At 44.6% G+C, this 837-nt stretch carries 1 protein-coding gene and 1 pseudogene; both read right to left on the minus strand.

The window, feature by feature from the left end; translation table 11 throughout:
- Positions 1 to 600, minus strand: a 600-nt coding sequence (locus R7Q48_RS26065) for a DUF2861 family protein (RefSeq protein WP_318133087.1), incomplete at its 3' end; no start/stop codon positions are given.
- 6 nt (positions 601 to 606) lie between these two features.
- Positions 607 to 837: pseudogene (gene vxrB / locus R7Q48_RS26070) on the minus strand (response regulator transcription factor VxrB); the annotation flags it as partial.

Consider the following 837-nt stretch of genomic DNA (forward strand, 5'->3'; position numbering starts at 1 on the left):
TGTCCAGCGTACATATTGGGAGGAGTTTGAGTCTCCGAGTATCACCCAAGTTCGGTAAACTTGTTTATCTTTAGATACAACGGACAAGTGATACAAACCGGCTTCCAGTTTACCTGTGAGGTTGTATCGCTTGAGAAAACTGCGTTCGTTTGCTATTTCTGTCCCATCAGCTTGCTCTTCATAACTGAAAGAGCTGTCACCAGAGATAGATTCATCAACCCAACGACGAAACGATATGTCCTCAATATCTGTTGTCGCTCTAAGTTTGATCACCAAACGGAAAGTATCGCGCCCCGGACTTTGGATAGTTTGACGAATCACGTTTACGCCACTGATCCAATCAGGCAAGGTAACACCTGTCAGTGATTTACCACAATTTTTCGAAAGAGATTGACCGAGTAAGTCATTGAGATGAGGAGTTAGATCTTTGCTTGGCTCTGTTTGCCATAACTCAACCAACGAGTTGAACATCCCTGCGAGGTCATCTTCAAGCAGGTGTTGATGAGCTTGTGTCAGTGGCGGATTGGTTTGAAACCAGTCCATCGCTTGGACTGGTTTCACTAACGCTAACGAGAGAACTACAGGGAGTAGCGTTTTCATTATCGATTATGCTTTCATCTTGTAGCCTACGCCACGAAGCGTTTCGATTTCAAGGCCTGGCAATTTCTGACGAAGTTGAAGTACGTGGGTATCTACGGTACGTGTTGTAGGGAAATGGTTGTAACCCCATACATGGTCTAGTAGTTCATCACGAGTAAAAACGCGGCCTAGGTTTGACGCCAAGAACAGAAGCAAATCAAACTCAGTACGAGTTAACGTGATCAAATCACCTTTGAA

The sequence above is a fragment of the Vibrio sp. 378 genome, assembly GCF_033339435.1.